The organism is Enterobacter sp. MGH 38 (assembly GCF_000492855.1).
Lineage (GTDB): Bacteria > Pseudomonadota > Gammaproteobacteria > Enterobacterales > Enterobacteriaceae > Enterobacter > Enterobacter hormaechei_C.
In genome coordinates this window covers 1-19,689 of sequence record NZ_KI535608.1, presented here as the reverse complement: position 1 = coordinate 19,689, position 19,689 = coordinate 1, and the positions used below count along the sequence as shown (strand labels likewise).

General features: G+C 53.0%; 11 protein-coding genes, 4 tRNA genes and 3 rRNA genes. 4 read left to right on the top strand and 14 right to left on the bottom strand.

All coding sequences use genetic code 11. The features are described from left to right. From L384_RS22620 to dnaQ, 3 genes are all read right to left on the bottom strand, one after another. Positions 1-5,227: Ig-like domain-containing protein (locus L384_RS22620; protein ID WP_023324188.1), on the bottom strand; the 5,227-nt coding region annotated here is incomplete at its 3' end. A 433-nt stretch (positions 5,228-5,660) separates the two neighbouring features. Then, positions 5,661-5,737: transfer RNA gene (locus L384_RS11140), tRNA-Asp, on the bottom strand. A 132-nt stretch (positions 5,738-5,869) separates the two neighbouring features. Then, positions 5,870-6,601, bottom strand: a complete 732-nt coding sequence (gene dnaQ, locus L384_RS11145) for a DNA polymerase III subunit epsilon (protein ID WP_072204186.1) — start codon at positions 6,599-6,601, stop codon at positions 5,870-5,872. Here dnaQ and rnhA point away from each other — a divergent pair. Then, a complete protein-coding gene (rnhA, locus tag L384_RS11150) occupies positions 6,555-7,133 on the top strand; it encodes a ribonuclease HI (RefSeq protein ID WP_162184627.1) in 579 nt (192 codons plus the stop codon). The genes dnaQ and rnhA overlap by 47 nt on opposite strands. On the opposite strand, the gene L384_RS11155 is transcribed toward rnhA, so the two are convergent. Further along, the gene (locus L384_RS11155) at positions 7,134-7,850 is read right to left on the bottom strand and encodes a class I SAM-dependent methyltransferase (protein WP_023324185.1); all 717 of its coding nucleotides are present in this window, start codon (positions 7,848-7,850) and stop codon (positions 7,134-7,136) included. It abuts the gene before it with no gap. A gap of 32 nt (positions 7,851-7,882) precedes the next feature. Between L384_RS11155 and gloB the strand changes: the two genes are divergently transcribed. Beyond that, positions 7,883-8,641 carry a hydroxyacylglutathione hydrolase gene (gloB, locus tag L384_RS11160; protein WP_022650425.1) on the top strand — a complete coding sequence of 253 codons (759 nt, stop codon included), beginning with the start codon at positions 7,883-7,885 and terminating at the stop codon, positions 8,639-8,641. A gap of 68 nt (positions 8,642-8,709) precedes the next feature. Further along, on the top strand, positions 8,710-10,074 hold the full coding sequence (gene mltD / locus L384_RS11165; protein WP_022650424.1) for a murein transglycosylase D: 1,365 nt from the start codon (positions 8,710-8,712) through the stop codon (positions 10,072-10,074). A 52-nt stretch (positions 10,075-10,126) separates the two neighbouring features. Here mltD and L384_RS11170 read toward each other — a convergent pair whose 3' ends face one another. The 3 genes from L384_RS11170 to L384_RS11180 all read right to left on the bottom strand — a co-directional run bounded on the left by L384_RS11170 (position 10,127) and on the right by L384_RS11180 (position 13,091). Further along, entirely contained in the window at positions 10,127-10,900 is a 774-nt protein-coding gene (locus L384_RS11170; protein ID WP_003863245.1) for a class I SAM-dependent methyltransferase, read from the bottom strand. A gap of 77 nt (positions 10,901-10,977) precedes the next feature. Continuing rightward, a complete protein-coding gene (locus L384_RS11175; protein ID WP_003863247.1) occupies positions 10,978-11,778 on the bottom strand; it encodes an endonuclease/exonuclease/phosphatase family protein in 801 nt (266 codons plus the stop codon). Between the two features lie 137 nt (positions 11,779-11,915). Beyond that, positions 11,916-13,091 carry an MFS transporter gene (locus tag L384_RS11180; protein ID WP_023324184.1) on the bottom strand — a complete coding sequence of 392 codons (1,176 nt, stop codon included), beginning with the start codon at positions 13,089-13,091 and terminating at the stop codon, positions 11,916-11,918. Positions 13,092-13,194: 103 nt separating this feature from the next. On the opposite strand from L384_RS11180, the gene yafC reads away from it, so the two are divergent. Continuing rightward, entirely contained in the window at positions 13,195-14,100 is a 906-nt protein-coding gene (gene yafC, locus L384_RS11185) for a DNA-binding transcriptional regulator YafC (RefSeq protein ID WP_015571393.1), read from the top strand. A 30-nt stretch (positions 14,101-14,130) separates the two neighbouring features. Here yafC and dkgB read toward each other — a convergent pair whose 3' ends face one another. The 7 genes from dkgB to L384_RS0121090 all read right to left on the bottom strand — a co-directional run. Then, a complete protein-coding gene (dkgB, locus tag L384_RS11190) occupies positions 14,131-14,934 on the bottom strand; it encodes a 2,5-didehydrogluconate reductase DkgB (RefSeq protein ID WP_023315437.1) in 804 nt (267 codons plus the stop codon). Between the two features lie 160 nt (positions 14,935-15,094). Beyond that, a tRNA-Asp gene (locus L384_RS11195) sits at positions 15,095-15,171 on the bottom strand. A 55-nt stretch (positions 15,172-15,226) separates the two neighbouring features. Then, positions 15,227-15,342, bottom strand: a 5S ribosomal RNA gene (gene rrf / locus L384_RS11200). Positions 15,343-15,537: 195 nt separating this feature from the next. Further along, positions 15,538-18,441, bottom strand: a 23S ribosomal RNA gene (locus L384_RS11205). 170 nt (positions 18,442-18,611) lie between these two features. After that, positions 18,612-18,687 (bottom strand) — tRNA-Ala (locus tag L384_RS11210). 105 nt (positions 18,688-18,792) lie between these two features. Beyond that, positions 18,793-18,869 (bottom strand) — tRNA-Ile (locus tag L384_RS11215). Between the two features lie 70 nt (positions 18,870-18,939). Then, a 16S ribosomal RNA gene (locus L384_RS0121090) occupies positions 18,940-19,689 on the bottom strand; the annotation flags it as partial.

Here is a 19,689-nt window from a genome sequence, read left to right as displayed (position 1 = left end):
CGGACGGACCGGAGACGTTGCCCACGCCGTCGGTCTCTTTCGCCGTCAGGGTGTACCTGCCGTCCGGCAGCGGGGTGGTCGGTTCGAGGGACCAGGTGCCGTCGGCCTGCACGGTCGCGGTGCCAATCACCTTGTCGCCGTTGTACACGGTGATGGTGTTGCCCGGCTCTGCGCCGGTACCCTTGATCAGCGGACGGTTATCGTCGGTTTCTTCGCCGGAGGCAATCACGCCTGCGGTGTTCACGTCGTCGTAGACTTCGGTGATCGCCACTTTGCTCGCGTCAGGCGCGGTGTAGTCGGTGATCAGTACAAAATCATCTGATTCCGGACCCGTGTTACCGGCCTTATCGGTTGCGGTAGTGGTGATATGGTGCTCACCCTCTGGCAGCGCGGTGGTTGGCGTAAATTGCCAGCCGCCATTTTCGTCCACCACGGTAGAACCAATCAGCTCCCCGTTATCATAGATATCGACACGGCTGCCCGGCTCTGCGGAACCTTTGAAGGTTGGGTTCGCATCGTCGGTGGTGCTGCCGCTGCTCAGATCGCCACGGCTGGAACCCACGTCATCTGTCGCAAGGCCGACAACCGGTTTTTCCGGTGCCACGGTATCGACAGAGATATCAAAGGATGGAGAGGTCACGTCGTTTCCGGCCGGGTCTTTGGAAATCACGGTCAGGCTGTGATCGCCATCGGCCAGATCCTGCTCTGGGGTGAACGTCCAGTTGCCGTCCGGATCCACCACGGTGGAGCCCAGTACATCGTCGCCATCCATGATGGTTACGGTGCTGCCCGGCTTGCCTTTACCGCCCAGTTCCGGACGCGCATCATCGGTCACGTTGCCCGGCCTCAGGTTACCCACGATCGGCCCCTGATCGTCCACCACTTCGCCCACGGTGACCTGGTTTGGATCCGGATCGACGGTGAAGGAGATCCCCGGTGACGGTTCGCTGGTGTTGCCAGACGGATCGGTCACGGTAGTGGTGATCTCATGATCGCCTTTAGCCAGAGGCTTGTCTGGCGTATAGGACCATTTACCTTCGTCATCAACGATGACGGAACCGATCTTCTCGTCGTTGTCGTAGATGTCCACCACGCTGCCCGGCTCGGCTTCACCGCTCAGGGTTGGAGACTGGTCGTCGGTGGTGTCACCGTCGCCTACCGGCCCCTGCTTGTCGCCCACGTTATCATTGATAACGATATTTTCTGCCGGAGACGGTGCCGCAGTATCGATCACGATCGGGAAGGTACCGCTGGTGCGCGCGTTGCCCGCTGCGTCAGTCGCCGTGACGGTGAAGGTGTGCTGACCATCCGCCAGCGCGGTATCCGGGGTGAACGACCACTTACCGCTGCTATCCGCCTTGACGGTGCCAATCACTTTCCCGTTGTCGAGGATAGACACAACGTCGCCCGGTGCAGCGCTGCCGCTCAGGGTTGGGGTGGTGTCGTTGGTGGTTTCGCCTTTCTGCATTGGGCCGACGTGCGGCTCGGCGTTGTCCACCACGCTGTTGATGGACGGCTCGGTGCTGACCGGGATCAGAACGGTAATATCATAAGACGGTGCTTCACCCGCCACGCGGTTACCAACGGCATCCTGCGTTTCGAGCGTCAGCTGATTAAGCCCTTCCACCAGCGGTGTATCCAGCGCCAGCGTCCAGGTGCCTTCACTGTTGACTACGGCTGAGCCCAGCAGATGTTTGCCGTTAGCATCCGTGCTGTAAACAAAGACGGTGCTTCCCGCTTCACCAATACCATTGATAACCGGTTTGCTGTCATCGGTGATTTCACCGCTGGCCACGTTACCCTGACGGCCGCCGACATCATCCATTACGGACGTAATGTTCAGCACATCGCCGGTTGCTACAGGTGGGGTGTAGTCGGTCACCAGCACAAAATCATCCGATTCCGGACCGGTGTTGCCCGCTTCATCCGTTGCGGTAGTGGTGATATGGTGCTCACCTTCTGGCAGAGGCGTAGTTGGCGTGAACTGCCAGGCGCCTTTATCGTCCGCAATCGTCGAACCAATATGCTCACCGTTGTCGTAAATATCGACACGGCTGCCCGGCTCTGCAGAGCCGTTGAAGGTTGGGTTTGCGTCGTCGGTGGTGCTGCCGTTGCTCAGATCGCCGCGAATAGTGCCCACGTCATCCGTTGCGGATCCCAGCACAGGTTTTTCCGGCGCGGTCGCATCGACGGTGATATCGAAGGACGGTGAGGTCACCTCGTTACCCGCCGGATCTTTGGACACCACGGTCAGGCTGTGATTGCCGTCAGCCAGATCCTGCTCTGGCGTGAACGTCCAGTTGCCGTCCGGATCCACCACGGTGGAGCCCAGCACGTCGTCGCCATCTTTAATGGTCACGGTGCTGCCTGGCTTACCTTTACCGCTCAGTTCAGGGCGAACATCATCGGTCACGGTGCCCGGCTTTAGGTTGCCCACGATCGGGCCCTGATCATCCACCACTTCACCCACGGTAACCTGGTTTGGATCAGGGTCGACGGTGAAGGAGATCCCCGGCGACGGTTCACTGGTGTTGCCAGACGGATCGGTTACGGTAGTGGTGATCTCATGATCGCCTTTATCCAGCGGTTTGTCTGGCGTATAGGACCATTTACCTTCGTCATCAACGATGACGGAACCGATCTTCTCGTCGTTATCATAGATGTCCACCACGCTGCCCGGCTCGGCTTCGCCACTCAGGGTCGGGGACTGATCGTCTGTGGTGTCGCCTGAACCTACCGGTCCCTGCTTGTCGCCCACGTTATCATTGATAACGATATTTTCTGCCGGAGATGGTGCCGCAGTGTCAATCACGATCGGGAAGCTGCCGCTGGTGCGCGAGTTGCCCGCTGCGTCAGTCGCAGTGACGGTGAAGGTGTGCTTGCCATCAGCCAGCGCGGCGTCCGGAGTGAACGTCCACTTGCCGTTGCTGTCCGCCGTGACGGAGCCAATCACCTTACCGTTGTCGAGGATCGACACGATGTCACCCGGCGCAGCGCTGCCGCTCAGGGTTGGCGTGGTATCGTTGGTGGCGTCGCCTTTTTGCAGCGGGCCAAAGTGTGGTTCTGAATTGTCCACCACGCTGTTGATGGACGGCTGAGTGCTGATCGGGATCAGGAGGTTGATGTCGTAAGACGGTGCATCGCCCGCAACGCGGTTACCCGCCGGATCCTGTGTCTCCAGCGTCAGCTGGTTCAAACCTTCCGTCAGTGGGGTTTCAGGCGTCAGGCTCCAGGTGCCATCGCTGCCCACAACCGCTGAACCAATCAGGTGTTTACCGGAGGCGTCGGTGGTATAGACATAGACGGTATTGCCCGCTTCGCCGATACCGCTAATGAGCGGCTTGCTGTCATCGGTGATTTCACCGCTGGCAACGTTGCCCTGACGATCGCCTACGTCATCCGCTACGGCGGTAATTTTCAGAACATCTGCTGAAGCATCAGGCGCGGTAGTGTCAACTTCAAACTCCAGCGCTTCCGAGGGGTCGCTGGTATTGCCCGCCTTATCCGTTTGCGTAACGGTGATGCTGTGATCGCCTTCGCCCAGCGGTTTCTCCGGTTTCAGCGACCAGTTGCCTTCGTCATCGATGACGGTAGAGCCCAGAACTTCATCACCATCATAAATGGTCACGGTGTCGCCCGGTTCACCTTTACCGCTGAATACCGGACGCGTTTCGTCAGTGACGTCGCCGCCCTTCAGCTGGCCGGTAATCGGACCGGTATTATCTTCAGCATAGACCCTGTCCGGTCTTGCCGGCGGCGTGGTATCGACAATGATCTGGATCGGATCGGAGGGTTGGCCGACATTACCCAGCGGATCTTCTTCAATCACCTCAACGTTATGCTCACCCTCGCTGAGATCTTTCTCAGGCGTGTAGGTCCACTTCCCTTCGTCATCGACGATAACGGAGCCGATCTCTTTGTCGTTATCCTTGATAACGATGGTATTGCCCGGCGTGCCTTCACCGCTGAATGAAGGTTTAGTGTCATCCGTCACGTCACCCGGCTTAAGCGGACCCGTTACCGGACCGTTGTCGTCAATAACTGACGGCGTTTCTGCTTTCCCCGGAGGTTCCGTCAGAACAATAAAATCACGTTCATCAGAAGGCTCGCTGACGTTACCCGCTTTATCCGTCTGGCTAACCGTGATGCTGTGGTTGCCGTCAGTCAGGTTTTCTGAAGGTTTGAAATACCAACGACCGTCGTCGTTAACGCTGGTTTCGCCGATCTTTTTACCGTTATCGTAAATGGTAATCGTCGCGCCCGCTTCACCGGTACCGCTCATCTCCGGTTTTGGATCGTCGGTGTAAGCGTCTTCAAGGATCTCGCCGGTGACTTTACCCACTTTATCCATGATGTGCTCAATCGTTGGCGCATCTGGCGCAACGGTATCAACCACGATGGTAATGGGGTCAGACGGCGGGCTCATGTTGCCGTCCGGATCTTCAACCACAACGGAGAGGTCATGTTCACCTTCGCCCAGCGGCTTATCCGGCGTATAGCTCCATTCGCCTTCGTCGTCGACGATGACGGAGCCAATTTCCTTATCATTATCGATGATATGGATGGTATCGCCCGGCTTGCCTTTACCGATTAATGAAGGCGTTGAGTCATCAGTCACGTCTCCGGACTTAAGCGGTCCTTTAATCGAGCCTTCATCATCCACAGCCTTGCCAATGCTCGGTTTTTCGGGGGCGGGCTGGCTATCGCTTTCATCCTTGTCCAGTTCGGACAGAGCAAACGCAGCGCCAACACCTGCCGCCGCAAGCGCAAACCACCCTAACATGCCAAACAGCATGTCATTTTCGTCGTCCGGGGCAGACAAAAGAGGCCCACCGGCGCCTAACGGTTCACCGCCCAGGGCAACCGGAGCCAGACCACCTTCAGCCATGAGATAGCCATTATCGTAGCTTTCACCAGACAAAGGGATATAGGCATAAAGCAATCCATCTTCGGCCATACCCATCAGGGTTGGGTTTTTCGAATCGCCGTCAAAATAATTTTCAATAATAATGCTGGGCTGTGTGTCGCCTTCCTGAATAATATGTAACGCTTTGCCAACGCGTTGAAGCGTAATATTTTCTGGCGCAAAGTCGTCATTCACATTTTTCAGCAAATATTTATTGCCGGAGATAAGCTTTACCTTAACCGTACGGCCTGCATCTGCTGTCAACAACCGCGTTTTACCGTCTCCGTTGTTGACCGCTAAAATGACCTTATTTTCAGTCATACTTAAAGTCCTTGGTGAAATTCAATGCTAAATTAAGGACATATGCACATCGGCGTGAATACATCCTTTAGTGCCATGCTCTTATGCCTTCCTTACATAATTCACGCCCATAGAGTCTATTGACATGATGCTCAAAAATAGCATGACTGGTTTCTTTATAGAGGTAGGAAAAAACCACGAGAGAATCTACGCAGGATTAAGAATAGTTAACACCAGAGGGTTATTAAGAATGACGTGAAAACAGAATTATAAGAGGAGGGAAATGATGTAATTAACCTACACTATTTTTAAGCGGATTAGAATTGATTAAATACAAAAAACAGAATGGTATAAATATGATTTTCAGCAGATGTGCCAGAGCAGAAATTAAGGAAAACATGAGAAAGAGGAAAAACAAAAAGGCCCACGTTACAAGTAACGTGGGCCTGAATAGTGGCGGAACGGACGGGACTCGAACCCGCGACCCCCTGCGTGACAGGCAGGTATTCTAACCGACTGAACTACCGCTCCACTGTTCCCGTGTGGGGAACGAGGCGAATATTACGGTTTGACTCTGAACTCGTCAACGCTTTTTCTTAACTTTTGAATCGTTTGCTGCAAAAATCACCCAAACGATGAATTAACAAACGTTTCGGCACCTTTTCAGGCGCGCCACAGACAGCTCCCGCCCTTCTTCTGCACCAAATCAAGACGAGACTCGTGATTCATCAACTCTTCATCACTGGCTAAAACGACCCGTAAGCGATTCGCCTGACGCACAATGCGCTGAATTCCCCCTTCATCTCGCGTCTGCTGGGATTCATTTTCCATACTGAATTTCATCGACGTTTGCCCGCCGGTCATGGTCAGGTAGACATCGGCCAGGATCTGGGCATCGAGCAACGCGCCGTGCAGCGTTCGCTTGGTGTTGTCTATCTCATAGCGAGAGCACAGGGCATCAAGGCTGTTACGCTTGCCGGGGAACATCTTCCTTGCCAGCGCCAGGCTATCCGTGACTTTACAGAACGTATTCGTCTTCGGAATATCACGGTTGAGCTTGCTGAACTCATAGTCCATAAAGCCGATATCGAACGACGCGTTATGAATGACAAGTTCCGCACCTCTGATGTAGTTGAGAAATTCATCTGCGACGTCGGCAAAGGTGGGCTTATCCAGCAAAAACTCATCGGCAATTCCGTGAACGCCGAACGCTTCCGGGTCCACCAGCCGATCGGGTTTGAGGTAAACGTGGAAGTTGTTGCCCGTAAGGCGACGGTTCACCACTTCAACGGCACCAATCTCAATGATTTTATGCCCTTCGTAGTGGGCGCCAATCTGGTTCATACCGGTGGTTTCGGTATCGAGAACTATCTGGCGAGTAATTGCAGTGCTCATAGCGGTCATTTATGTCAGACTTATCGTTTTACTGAACGTTTCAAATACAGGAAGTCTACCAGAGATGCGTAAACAGGTAGAAATTTTCACCGATGGATCTTGTCTCGGTAACCCAGGGCCCGGCGGCTATGGTGCCATTATGCGCTATCGCCAGCATGAAAAAACCTTTAGTGAAGGCTATTTCCTGACCACCAACAACCGCATGGAGTTGATGGCGGCCATCGTGGCGCTGGAAGCGTTAAAAGAACATTGCGACGTGGTGCTGAGTACCGACAGCCAGTATGTCCGCCAGGGCATTACCCAATGGATCCACAACTGGAAAAAACGCGGCTGGAAAACGGCAGAGAAAAAACCGGTCAAGAATGTCGATCTCTGGAAGCGTCTTGATGCCGCCCTCGGACAGCACGAAATCAAATGGGAGTGGGTAAAGGGGCACGCCGGTCATCCTGAAAACGAACGCTGTGACGAGCTGGCTCGCGCGGCGGCATCCAACCCAACCCGTGAGGATGCAGGTTATCAACCTGAATCCTGATCACGGTTTTTTGTATTGCCGCGTGGCCCCCACGGTCTGGCGGATCCGCGTTTTTGATTTGCTTTGCTTCATTGGGTTTAGCGTAAGGGGGATCGTCCTCTTACGCGCGACAATAAATTGCATGCAGCCCAGCGCGGGTAAATGGGTGCTTAATAAGACCCCGCCTTTACGCGTCCAGGGGATGACCTGAAAACCCCCATAGCTCAGCACTTCGAAATTTAACAGTGAAAGCCAGTCCAGCTGGCGCATCATGGTAAACATCCTGCTGTTATAGGGCGGCATGCGGCGCAGAACGGGCGTCAGTTTACGTAGCCCCATCAGACTCAGCGGATTAAAACCGCTCAGGATCAGCCAGCCGTCATCAATCAAAACGCGGTCGGCTTCCCGCAGCAGACGATGGGGATCGCTGCACCAGGGCAGCGTATGGGCGAGCAGACAGGCATCAATGGATTTTTCCGCAAACGGCAAATGCAGCGGATCCGCTTTCACCTGAACCGGGGAGCCATTAAGCGATACGCTAACCTGATGCGAGATAGCGCAGCTTTCGGTATTGATTTCTGCGCTCAGATTGCCAATCTTAAGCAGGTGAAAACCATACATTTTCGCGAGCCAGGGTTTAAGCTGAAGTTCTAAGGCCTCGCGATAATATTCACCCCAGGGCAACTCTGCCCAACGTTCCGGTGGTGCGACAGTCTGAGGTATCCTTGCCGGTTTCATCAAAACACCCGCCACGCTATAAGAGGTAATGCATGAATCTTATCAGTATTTCCGCCTTTCAGGACAATTACATCTGGGTTTTAGTCGACGACGATCGCAGATGCATCATTGTTGATCCAGGCGAATCCGCACCGATCCTGCACGCGATAAAAGAAAACGGCTGGCAGCCTGAAGCGATCCTACTTACCCATCACCATCACGATCATGTCGGCGGTGTTCCCGATCTCCTTGCGCGCTATCCTCATCTTCCCGTCTACGGACCGGCAGAGACACAGGATAAGGGTACGACGCAAGTTGTCGAAGAAGGCGAAAGTATCCTCATCCTCGGGTGGGAGTTTTCCGTATTTGCTACGCCAGGTCACACTTCCGGTCATCTCTGTTTCTACAGCAAACCTTATCTGTTTTGTGGCGACACGCTGTTTTCTGGCGGCTGTGGAAGGCTGTTTGAAGGCACGCCAGAACAGATGTATCAATCTTTACAAAAAATTAATGCGCTTCCAGCCGACACCGTAATTTGTTGCGCACATGAGTATACATTAGGGAATATGAAGTTTGCTGCAAGCGTGCTGCCTGAGGATCGGGCGATTCAGGATTATTACCTGAAAGTGAAGGAGTTACGTGCAAAAAACCAAAAAACACTCCCCGTAATTCTGAAAAATGAACGACAAATTAATTTATTTTTAAGAACTGATGATGTTGATTTAATTAATAAAATTAATCAAGAAACAAATTTGTTACAACCTGAAGCGCGATTTGCATGGTTAAGGTCAAAGAAAGATAACTTCAGATAATTGCGGGTTGCCTTTTCAAAATTTCGCCGTTATCATCGCTCGTCTTTTAAGCAACTATTGACACACACATGAAGGCAAAAGCGATATTACTCGCCTCTGTCCTGCTTGTAGGTTGCCAGTCACAAAACGGCAGCAACGTACAACAGCACGCACAGAGCCTTTCTGCGGCTGGTCAAGGGGAAGCAGGGAAGTTTACGAGTCAGGCGCGATGGTTGGACGATGGGACATCCTTCGCGCAGGAACAAGACTTGTGGGCCTCTATTGGCGACGAGCTAAAGATGGGAATTCCGGAAAACAGCCGGATTCGCGAACAGAAACAGAAGTATTTGAGAAATAAGAGCTATCTCCACGATGTAACATTACGGGCAGAGCCGTATATGTACTGGATAGCCGGGCAAGTTAAGAAACGTAACATGCCTATGGAACTGGTACTACTACCCATAGTGGAGAGCGCTTTTGACCCGCACGCGACGTCTGGCGCCAATGCAGCAGGCATCTGGCAGATCATTCCGAGCACAGGGCGAAATTATGGTTTAAAGCAGACCCGCAACTACGATGCGCGTCGTGATGTTGTCGCTTCAACGACAGCCGCTCTCGACATGATGCAACGTCTGAACAAGATGTTTGACGGCGACTGGTTATTGACTGTCGCGGCGTATAACAGTGGTGAAGGTCGTGTACTGAAGGCAATGAAAGCGAATAAAGCGCGTGGAAAATCCACAGACTTCTGGTCGCTCTCACTGCCACAGGAAACAAAGATTTACGTACCGAAAATGCTGGCACTGAGTGACATTCTCAAGAACAGCAAACGTTACGGTGTACAACTGCCAACACCAGACGAAAGTCGTGCACTGGCGCGTGTCCGCCTCAGCAGCCCGGTTGATATTCAACAGGTTGCCGATATGACGGGTATGTCGGTAAGTAAGCTTAAAACCTTTAATGCAGGTGTTAAAGGCTCCACGCTGGGTGCTAGTGGCCCACGCTATGTGATGGTTCCGCAGAAACATGCGGAACAGTTACGAGAGTCTTTAGCTTCGGGTGAAATCGCAGCCGTTCAGTCCACGCTGATCGCTGATACGTCGCCTGTAAGCAGCCGCAGCTATAAGGTGCGTTCAGGTGATACGCTTTCAGGTATTGCATCACGTCTTGGCGTGAATGCGAAAGATCTCCAGCAGTGGAATAATCTGCGCGGATCTGGTCTGAAAGTGGGTCAAACGCTGAACGTAGGTGCAGGTAGCAGCGCACAGCGTCTCGCTAAAAACAGCGATAGCATTACCTATCGCGTACGTAAAGGCGACTCGCTGTCCAGTATTGCTAAGCGTCACGGCGTAAACATCAAAGATGTGATGCGCTGGAACAACGATACTGACAACCTGCAACCTGGCGACCAGCTGACGTTGTTTGTGAAAAACAGCGCTACGCCAGATTCCTGATAGTACGTTCGCTTGTTAAAAAGGCACCGATTCCCCTCGGTGCCTTTTTTGTTTATCCTGCTTTTTGCGCTTCAGCCATAATGGTGTCGCTAGTAAACGAACCATCGTCATGCAGCTCAAAGTACGCCTTCACATCAGCAGAGGCGCTCTCCTGGTACAATCGGATCGCCTGAGTTAATGCCTCGGGGGTGCGCATCCGCGCAATCCATGACGCAAACTCCAGCGGCAAACGGTCGGTTATCAATGAGCGTGAAATCAAGCCGGCTTCGGTGATAAACGTAAGCCACTCTCCACTGGAGTAGTTTTGCACGTGCGAGGTATCACGCAGCGCTTCAACCGTCTGGAGCCAGATATTTCGTACCGGATGTCCGGGAGACATCACGTCCATGATGATGAAGATTCCGCCCGGTTTGAGTACGCGTTTCACTTCCCGTAATGCCTGCCCCACATCATGCCAGTGGTGTGCAGAGTAACGGCTAATCACAACCTCAAACGATGCATCCTCAAAGGGTAATGATTCAGCGTAGCCCTGGCGCGTCGTGACGTTATTCAGTCCTTTCGCTTTCGCCGCTTCAGCGACCACATCGAGCATCTGGCTCGATAAGTCATACGCCGTCACCTGAGCAACCTGCTCTGCGGCGGTAAAACTGGCATGCCCTGCCCCGCAGCCTAAGTCCAGCACGTGCGCGTCAGGAAACGCGGCGAGCCGCTCGCCGAGACGCACCAGGTCGCGGCCAGAGGCGTGCACGGCGCTGCTCAGGTAGGCACTTGCCTGCGAACCAAACTGTTTTTCGACGTTGTCATGATGGGAGTGTGTTGTTGTCATGTTGCTGTCCTTTTATGGGTTAAAAAATAAAGGGCAGCACCCGCACAGGCCTGCCCCACGGCAGACCTGACGCACCATTATTTATCAGGTTTGCCGGGACTGAATTCAACTAGTAGAGGATTATGATCGGAGGCGCGCGTCACCAGAACGGAGGCGTCGTGCACGCTTAAACCCCGATAGAAGACAAAATCGAGAGGACGACCAAACGCTTTCTTGCGCTGGTCATCGTTAAAACGAACTTCACGCAGCGACATTTCACGCGCGAAGCGGTACAACGCGTTCATACGCGGACGGCTCCAGGCATTGAAGTCCCCTGCCATAATGATCGGCCCACTGTGATGAGCAATCTGATCGCCAATGGGAAGTAACTGCTTACTGTACACATCAACACCGAGGCTGAAGTTCACCGCATGAATGTTTACCACCATCAGCAGACGGGTGTCGGGCAACGGATAGACTGTGACCAGCGCCGATTTTGCCAGACGCAGGATCGGCTCACGTTCACGCAGCGGGCAGCAATAGACCGGATGTGCGGCTGAAAGGGTCATCACCCCAGAAGGATGCTGTGGCAGAACAAAGGCAGGCACCTGATCGGCTGCAAGATAGTTTGTCGTTGCAAACCTGACCAGCTCAGGCGTGGTTTGCGCCTCCTGTAACAGAACCAGATGCGCATCTTTACCAAAATTTTGAAGTACGGATAACCACTCCGCACGCTGTTGTTTAAAGATGTTCCACACCAGTACGCGAATTTTTTCGTCACTGCTTAATGGCGTACCCGCTGGTAATGCCTGACCCAGGCTCGCAAACGACCCCGGAGGCAAGATCCTCTCCGCGGGCATTCCGGCAACATAACGCATGGCATAGGTATTTTTTCGCACTTTTGGAAACGGCCTCTGTAACATGAACCAGCCCGGAAAACGGACTGGTTCTAATGTTATAGGGATTTTAGGTCACACTTTCAACGCAATTACTGAGAAACCGCTTTCCAGTTTTGTAAGCAAGCACTTACTGATACTTACCCAAGCGCGACACGAGCGGGTTTATCAAGCCGTCCACTCAGACCAATAAGGAGGAAAGCGACAAGCACAATTACCGCACCAATCCATGGCGTTTGGGTTAATCCAACGTGTTCAACCGTCTGCCCGCCGATAACCGATCCGAGTGCGATGCCGATATTGAATGCGGCGATATTCAGGCCGGATGCGACATCCACCGCATTGGGCGTATAGCGTTCGGCTTTCTGTACAACATAGACCTGCAATCCCGGTACGTTACCAAACGCGAATATTCCCATAACCAACACGGTTACCAGCGCGGCGTATTGTATCGACGCGGTGAACTGGAAAATCATCAGCAGGACAACCAGCGCGGCGAAAATGAATTTCAGCGCCGGTACCGCACCATGCTTATCCGCAAGTTTGCCGCCCCAGATATTGCCGATTGCGACGGAGATACCGTAGCCCAGTAAAATCCAGCTCACTGCGCCCGGAGAAAAACCAGCCAGTTCCTGCATCATCGGTGCAAGGAAAGTGAACGCAGTGAACACACCTCCATAACCCAGAGCCGTAACGGCATAGATCAGCAGCAGGCGCGGGTGTGTGAGAACCTTAACCTGATCGCTCAGGCTGGCGGTCGCGCGCCCCGGAATACTGGAGGGTACCAGCAGCAGGCTGGCTACCAGAGCAATCACGCCCAACAGCGATACCGCGAGGAAGGTTTCTCGCCAGCCAAAATGTTGCCCAATAAACGTTCCTAACGGCACGCCGGTGACCAGCGCAACGGTTAAGCCGCCAAACATAATCGCAATGGCTGACGCCGCTTTCTCTTTTGGCACCAGGCTGGTTGCAATCGTGGAACCGATGGAGAAGAAGACACCGTGCGCGAGGCCAGTCAGCAAACGGGCGATGACCAGAGTGGTGTAGTCCGGAGCCTGCCACGCCAGAATATTGCCGGCGGTGAAGAGCACCATCAGGGCAACTAACAGTTTTTTACGCGCAAAGCGCCCAGTCAATGCGGTCAGCACAGGCGCCCCAACAGCGACGCCTAACGCGTAAATAGATACCAGCAGCCCGGCAGAAGGCAGCGAAATGGCGAGTTGTTCAGCAATGGTGGGAACAAGTCCTACAATAACAAATTCGGTCGTGCCAATTGCGAAGGCACTGATCGTCAGGGCAAGAAGCGCCAGTGGCATAAATACTCCGTCTCTTCAGGATTAAGATGACAGGCAGTATGCGCCAGTGTTTAAATAACAAAAATGGTTAGAATCTCAATAGAATTTTGCGGATGATGCAATAATGAAAGCCACATCGGAAGAACTGACTATCTTTGTTGCCGTTGTTGAAAGCGGCAGCTTCAGCCGTGCGGCCGAACAGCTCGGGCAGGCGAACTCCGCCATTAGCCGCTCGGTGAAAAAGCTGGAGATGAAGCTCGGAGTGAGTCTGCTTAATAGGACAACGCGGCAGCTCAGCCTGACGGAAGAAGGTGAACGTTATTTTCGACGCGTGCAGTCCGTTTTGCAGGAGATGGCGGCGGCAGAAACGGAAATAATGGAATCGCGCAGCACCCCGCGCGGATTGCTGCGCATCGATGCGGCTACGCCGGTCGTGCTTCATTTTTTGATGCCGCTGATTAAGCCCTTTCGTGAGCGCTACCCGGAGATGACCCTGTCTCTGGTCTCCTCGGAAACGTTTATCAATCTTATTGAGCGTAAAGTGGATGTGGCGATCCGCGCCGGAACCCTGACGGATTCAAGCTTACGCGCTCGCCCTCTGTTCACCAGCTATCGCAAAATTATCGCGTCACCGCAATATATTGCAGAGCATGGCAAACCGGAGACCGTTGAGGAGCTGAAGCAGCACCTGTGCCTGGGCTTTACGGAACCTGTCTCGCTGAACACCTGGCCCGTAGCCTGTCATGACGGACAACTTCATGAGATCACCTGCGGACTTTCGTCTAATAGCGGAGAAACGCTGAAACAGCTTTGTCTTGAAGGAAATGGGATCGCCTGTTTATCAGACTATATGATTGATAAGGAAATAGCTGCGGGTCAGCTTGTAGAACTGATGGCTGACAAACGCTTACCTGTAGAGATGCCTTTTAGCGCAGTGTATTACAGTGACAGAGCGGTAAGTACGCGCATACGCGCTTTTATCGACTTCCTTAGCGAACATATAAAAACAGCTCCCGGAGGAGCTGTGTGAGGGTTTAAAGGTACAGAGGGAGGGTTTTTATTAATCCCAGTCTGGTGCTAACCCTTCCGGGCTGACAAGACGATCGTTGCATTCCAGTGCAGCGATCGCGTTTTTATCTTCATCATCAAGCTGGAGATCCCGCGCTAACAGGTTACTTGCCAGGTTTTCACGTTTGGTTGAAGACGGGATCACGGCATAGCCCTCACCCATCGCCCATGCCAGGATCACCTGTGCGGCTGTCGCATTGTGTTTCTCAGCGATGCGCGCAATCACTTCATCTTTCAGCGCCTTACCATATGCCAGCGTCATGTACGAGGTGATGTGAATACTATGCTGTTTCGCCCAGTCCACGACTTTGCGGTTTTGCAGGTAAGGAGAGAGTTCAATTTGGTTGGTGGCAATATTCTCTTTACCCACTGCGGCGATGGCCCTTTCCATCAACGGGATGGTGAAGTTAGAGATGCCAATTTCACGCGTTAAGCCTTGCTCTTTTGCTTCCAGCAGCGCTTGCATAAACTCTTCCACAGAGACGGCATCATCAGGAGATGGCCAGTGGATCAGCGTCAGATCAACATAATCAGTACGCAGCTTTTTCAGACTTTCCTTCAGGCTTGGGATCAGCTTGTCTTTGCTGAGATTCTCAATCCAGATTTTAGTGGTGACGAAAAGTTCGTCGCGCGGTACGCCACTCTCTTCGATGGCCTGGCCTACGGCAGCTTCGTTATCATAAATCTGCGCCGTATCAATAGCACGATAGCCCAACTCGAGTGCGGTTTTAACAGATGCAATAACAACATCGTCTTTCAGGCGAAAAGTGCCCAGACCCAGTGCAGGGATAGTCATATGATTCCTCAATCGTTATGTTCGTAAACTGAGGAAGATTATCGCTGTAGTTGTTATGACGAAAAAGATCGTAAAACGCAGAGGATTTTTGCTAATTTCGCAACAATCAAATGACAGATAAGAAAAAAGCCCTGAGCGTTAGCTCAGGGCTTTTAATAAGTGGCGGAACGGACGGGACTCGAACCCGCGACCCCCTGCGTGACAGGCAGGTATTCTAACCGACTGAACTACCGCTCCACCGAATACTTCTGTAACCACCGGATTAATGCACCGGCTTACTACTTAATTTGATGCCTGGCAGTTCCCTACTCTCACATGGGGAGACCCCACACTACCATCGGCGCTACGGCGTTTCACTTCTGAGTTCGGCATGGGGTCAGGTGGGACCACCGCGCTAAAGCCGCCAGGCAAATTCTTGTGCTCTGTCCTGTGTCTTTCGCACTGATACTGCGTTGGCTGCTCTCGTAAAGTCAGTCACATACCTCAGTATGCTCCTTCCTTTCCTTCGTTTGCCGCCTTGTCTCAGCGCAAAATCCTTAGGACTCTGAATCTAAGCTGAAAATCGTGTCTGTCTCTCGTTCGCCAAAACATCTTCGGCGTTGTAAGGTTAAGCCTCACGGTTCATTAGTATCGGTTAGCTCAACGCATCGCTGCGCTTACACACCCGACCTATCAACGTCGTCGTCTTCAACGTTCCTTCAGGAGACTTAAAGTCTCAGGGAGAACTCATCTCGGGGCAAGTTTCGTGCTTAGATGCTTTCAGCACTTATCTCTTCCGCATTTAGCTACCGGGCAGTGCCATTGGCATGACAACCCGAACACCAGTGATGCGTCCACTCCGGTCCTCTCGTACTAGGAGCAGCCCCCCTCAATTCTCCAGCGCCCACGGCAGATAGGGACCGAACTGTCTCACGACGTTCTAAACCCAGCTCGCGTACCACTTTAAATGGCGAACAGCCATACCCTTGGGACCTACTTCAGCCCCAGGATGTGATGAGCCGACATCGAGGTGCCAAACACCGCCGTCGATATGAACTCTTGGGCGGTATCAGCCTGTTATCCCCGGAGTACCTTTTATCCGTTGAGCGATGGCCCTTCCATTCAGAACCACCGGATCACTATGACCTGCTTTCGCACCTGCTCGCGCCGTCACGCTCGCAGTCAAGCTGGCTTATGCCATTGCACTAACCTCCTGATGTCCGACCAGGATTAGCCAACCTTCGTGCTCCTCCGTTACTCTTTGGGAGGAGACCGCCCCAGTCAAACTACCCACCAGACACTGTCCGCAACCCGGATCACGGGTCTACGTTAGAACACCAGCCATTAAAGGGTGGTATTTCAAGGATGGCTCCACGCAGACTGGCGTCCACGCTTCAAAGCCTCCCACCTATCCTACACATCAAGGACCAGTGTTCAGTGTCAAGCTATAGTAAAGGTTCACGGGGTCTTTCCGTCTTGCCGCGGGTACACTGCATCTTCACAGCGAGTTCAATTTCACTGAGTCTCGGGTGGAGACAGCCTGGCCATCATTACGCCATTCGTGCAGGTCGGAACTTACCCGACAAGGAATTTCGCTACCTTAGGACCGTTATAGTTACGGCCGCCGTTTACCGGGGCTTCGATCAAGAGCTTCGCGTTGCCGCTAACCCCATCAATTAACCTTCCGGCACCGGGCAGGCGTCACACCGTATACGTCCACTTTCGTGTTTGCACAGTGCTGTGTTTTTAATAAACAGTTGCAGCCAGCTGGTATCTTCGACTGATTTCAGCTCCGTCCGCAGGGACTTCACCTACCTATCAGCGTGCCTTCTCCCGAAGTTACGGCACCATTTTGCCTAGTTCCTTCACCCGAGTTCTCTCAAGCGCCTTGGTATTCTCTACCTGACCACCTGTGTCGGTTTGGGGTACGATTTCGTGTTACCTGATGCTTAGAGGCTTTTCCTGGAAGCAGGGCATTTATCACTTCAGCACCGTAGTGCCTCGTCATCACACCTCAGCGTTAAAAGGTACCGGATTTACCTGGAACCTCCGCCTACATGCTTAAACCGGGACAACCGTCGCCCGGCTGACATAGCCTTCTCCGTCCCCCCTTCGCAGTAACACCAAGTACAGGAATATTAACCTGTTTCCCATCGACTACGCCTTTCGGCCTCGCCTTAGGGGTCGACTCACCCTGCCCCGATTAACGTTGGACAGGAACCCTTGGTCTTCCGGCGAGCGGGCTTTTCACCCGCTTTATCGTTACTTATGTCAGCATTCGCACTTCTGATACCTCCAGCATGCCTCACAGCACACCTTCAACGGCTTACAGAACGCTCCCCTACCCAACAACACATAGTGTCGCTGCCGCAGCTTCGGTGCATGGTTTAGCCCCGTTACATCTTCCGCGCAGGCCGACTCGACCAGTGAGCTATTACGCTTTCTTTAAATGATGGCTGCTTCTAAGCCAACATCCTGGCTGTCTGTGCCTTCCCACATCGTTTCCCACTTAACCATGACTTTGGGACCTTAGCTGGCGGTCTGGGTTGTTTCCCTCTTCACGACGGACGTTAGCACCCGCCGTGTGTCTCCCGTGATAACATTCTTCGGTATTCGTAGTTTGCATCGGGTTGGTAAGCCGGGATGGCCCCCTAGCCGAAACAGTGCTCTACCCCCGAAGATGAGTTCACGAGGCGCTACCTAAATAGCTTTCGGGGAGAACCAGCTATCTCCCGGTTTGATTGGCCTTTCACCCCCAGCCACAGGTCATCCGCTAATTTTTCAACATTAGTCGGTTCGGTCCTCCAGTTAGTGTTACCCAACCTTCAACCTGCCCATGGCTAGATCACCGGGTTTCGGGTCTATACCCTGCAACTTAACGCCCAGTTAAGACTCGGTTTCCCTTCGGCTCCCCTATACGGTTAACCTTGCTACAGAATATAAGTCGCTGACCCATTATACAAAAGGTACGCAGTCACCCCATAAAGAGGCTCCCACTGCTTGTACGTACACGGTTTCAGGTTCTTTTTCACTCCCCTCGCCGGGGTTCTTTTCGCCTTTCCCTCACGGTACTGGTTCACTATCGGTCAGTCAGGAGTATTTAGCCTTGGAGGATGGTCCCCCCATATTCAGACAGGATACCACGTGTCCCGCCCTACTCTTCGAGTTCACAGCCTGTGTGCTTTCGTGTACGGGACTATCACCCTGTACCGTCGGACTTTCCAGACCGTTCCACTAACACACAAGCTGATTCAGACTCCGGGCTGCTCCCCGTTCGCTCGCCGCTACTGGGGGAATCTCGGTTGATTTCTTTTCCTCGGGGTACTTAGATGTTTCAGTTCCCCCGGTTCGCCTCGTTAACCTATGTATTCAGTTAACGATAGTGTGTCGGAACACACTGGGTTTCCCCATTCGGACATCGCCGGGTCAAGGGTTCATATCACCTCGCCGGCGCTTTTCGCAGATTAGCACGTCCTTCATCGCCTCTGACTGCCAGGGCATCCACCGTGTACGCTTAGTCGCTTAACCTCACAACCCGAAGATGTTTCACTTCTGATTGCGAAAATTTGAGAGACTCGAACACACATGAGCTGTGTGTCGTTTCAATTTTCAGCTTGATCCAGATTTTTAAAGAGCAAAACTTCGCAGTGCACCTTTTCAGGTTCACTCTGAAGTTTTCTTGTGTTCGCAGTAAAAGATGGTGGAGCTATGCGGGATCGAACCGCAGACCTCCTGCGTGCAAGGCAGGCGCTCTCCCAGCTGAGCTATAGCCCCATCGTAGTCACCTCTGTACCGGTAATTTTTGTTGAGGCAAGGCGTGGTGACACGAAGCATACTCAGGTATGTGAGTGTCGCCGCAACGCAGCATCAGCAAAAATTTGGTAGGCCTGAGTGGACTTGAACCACCGACCTCACCCTTATCAGGGGTGCGCTCTAACCACCTGAGCTACAAGCCTGTAGAGGTTTTTTACTGCTGTTTTTCATCAGACAATCTGTGTGAGCACTGCAAAGGCAGGTTCTTTAAGGTAAGGAGGTGATCCAACCGCAGGTTCCCCTACGGTTACCTTGTTACGACTTCACCCCAGTCATGAATCACAAAGTGGTAAGCGCCCTCCCGAAGGTTAAGCTACCTACTTCTTTTGCAACCCACTCCCATGGTGTGACGGGCGGTGTGTACAAGGCCCGGGAACGTATTCACCGTGGCATTCTGATCCACGATTACTAGCGATTCCGACTTCATGGAGTCGAGTTGCAGACTCCAATCCGGACTACGACGCACTTTATGAGGTCCGCTTGCTCTCGCGAGGTCGCTTCTCTTTGTATGCGCCATTGTAGCACGTGTGTAGCCCTACTCGTAAGGGCCATGATGACTTGACGTCATCCCCACCTTCCTCCAGTTTATCACTGGCAGTCTCCTTTGAGTTCCCGGCCGGACCGCTGGCAACAAAGGATAAGGGTTGCGCTCGTTGCGGGACTTAACCCAACATTTCACAACACGAGCTGACGACAGCCATGCAGCACCTGTCTCAGAGTTCCCGAAGGCACCAATCCATCTCTGGAAAGTTCTCTGGATGTCAAGAGTAGGTAAGGTTCTTCGCGTTGCATCGAATTAAACCACATGCTCCACCGCTTGTGCGGGCCCCCGTCAATTCATTTGAGTTTTAACCTTGCGGCCGTACTCCCCAGGCGGTCGACTTAACGCGTTAGCTCCGGAAGCCACGCCTCAAGGGCACAACCTCCAAGTCGACATCGTTTACGGCGTGGACTACCAGGGTA

Coding starts and splice junctions, on each gene's coding strand:
- dnaQ (WP_072204186.1), bottom strand. CDS start 6,601: ATGAGCACTGCAATTACTCGCCAGATAGTTCTCGATACCGAAACCACC.
- L384_RS11155 (WP_023324185.1), bottom strand. CDS start 7,850: ATGAAACCGGCAAGGATACCTCAGACTGTCGCACCACCGGAACGTTGG.
- gloB (WP_022650425.1), top strand. CDS start 7,883: ATGAATCTTATCAGTATTTCCGCCTTTCAGGACAATTACATCTGGGTT.
- mltD (WP_022650424.1), top strand. CDS start 8,710: ATGAAGGCAAAAGCGATATTACTCGCCTCTGTCCTGCTTGTAGGTTGC.
- L384_RS11170 (WP_003863245.1), bottom strand. CDS start 10,900: ATGACAACAACACACTCCCATCATGACAACGTCGAAAAACAGTTTGGT.
- L384_RS11180 (WP_023324184.1), bottom strand. CDS start 13,091: ATGCCACTGGCGCTTCTTGCCCTGACGATCAGTGCCTTCGCAATTGGC.
- yafC (WP_015571393.1), top strand. CDS start 13,195: ATGAAAGCCACATCGGAAGAACTGACTATCTTTGTTGCCGTTGTTGAA.
- dkgB (WP_023315437.1), bottom strand. CDS start 14,934: ATGACTATCCCTGCACTGGGTCTGGGCACTTTTCGCCTGAAAGACGAT.